The 1,486-nt window shown below is 67.3% G+C and carries 1 protein-coding gene; it reads right to left on the minus strand.

Features of this window, described 5'->3' with window-relative positions; translation table 11 throughout:
* Positions 1-36 precede the first annotated feature (36 nt).
* Positions 37-1,233, minus strand: a complete 1,197-nt coding sequence (locus ACFF45_RS35360; protein ID WP_381351140.1) for an IS30 family transposase — start codon at positions 1,231-1,233, stop codon at positions 37-39.
* Positions 1,234-1,486 lie beyond the last annotated feature (253 nt).

Genomic DNA, 1,486 nt, shown 5'->3' on the forward strand with positions numbered 1-1,486 from the left:
GCTTGGGTTCTAGCGGTCGTTGCAACACTGCCTGGCTCAGGTGGTGAGTAGATCACGTAGACGCTCGGCTGGTGTATCCCAGCCGAGCGTTTTGCGTGGGCGGCCGTTGAGTTCCTGCGCGACGTGTTCGAGATCTTCGGGACTGTGGAGGCTCAGATCGGTGCCCTTGGGGAAGTACTGCCGCAGCAGGCCGTTGGTGTTCTCGTTGGAGCCACGCTGCCAGGGGGAGGCGGGATCGCAGAAGTAGACCGGCATCCCGGTGGCGGTGGTGAACTGCTTGTGACGTGCCATCTCCGCTCCCTGGTCCCAGGTGAGGGAGCCGCGCAGATGCTCGGGGAGGGTCTGGATGGTGCGGACCAGGCCGTCGCGGACGGTATCGGCGTCGTGGGAGCTGCCGGGCAGGTGGACCAGCATGGTGTAGCGGGTGGTCCGCTCGACCAGGGTCGCGATGGCCGACCGGCCCTGGGCGCCGATGATCAGGTCACCTTCCCAGTGACCGGGTACCGCCCGGTCCTCGACCTCGGCGGGACGGCTGCTGATCATTACCATCGGGTCGTTGAACCTAGGGGTGCGACAGCTCGGGTCGCGTCGCGGCTTGCGCCGGGTGCGACCGGTGCGGACCGCTGCCTGGACTTCCCGCTTCAGACCGCCTCTGGCCTGCAAATACAGTGCCTGATAGATCGTCTCCACGCTCACCCGCATGCTCTGGTCGTCGGGATGTGCTTTCACCAGAGCGTGGCAGATCTGTTCCGGCGACCACCGTCTGCGCAGCCCGTCCCGGACAAAGCTGCGCAACGGGCTTTCGCGCGAGAGCTTGGCTTCCTTCGGCCGCGGCCGGCGCGCGGCGGCGGCTCTGTGCGCCGCGTAGGGGTGGTAGCCGCTGATGCCGGAGTTGGCCCGCAGCTCGCGTGAGATGGTGCTGGCCGGCCGCCCCAGGGCCCGCCCGATGGCCCGCAGCGAGTGCCCGGCGGCACGCATGTCACGTATCCGCTCCCGCTCGGAGACCGTCAGGAACCGCGCGTGCAGCTTCTTCTCCAGCGCCTTCAGGCTGACCGGTCTCACCTGGTGTGCAGTCATGATCACACCGGACATCGTGACGGTACCCGTCGTGTAGTTCACACGCCGGCCGTCCGGATAGGCCCGCCCGTTGCGGCTCTTCCTGACGCCGTTGTCCCAGTCCTTCGCCGTGCGCTCGTTCACTCCCGTCCGCCTGGCGGCTTCTCGGCGGGACAGACCCCGGCCTCGCAGCTGCTCGTACTCCTCGCGCCGCGGATGCCGCTGGTGTCCCACCTTGATTCCGGCCTTGTAGGCCAGGGCGAACGCGGTGTTCCGGTTCAGCCCCAGCTCACGAGCTGCGACAGACACGCTCCCCAACGCATCCAGCCGCTCAAGGAAGCGCTTCTTCAGCGCTGGATCGAGCCTCTTACCGCCCACGGTCCTCGCAACTCCCAACTCGTGAGTGTTGCGAGGACCGCTAGAACCCAAG

Source organism: Streptomyces cinereospinus (assembly GCF_042430725.1).
GTDB lineage: Bacteria > Actinomycetota > Actinomycetes > Streptomycetales > Streptomycetaceae > Streptomyces > Streptomyces cinereospinus.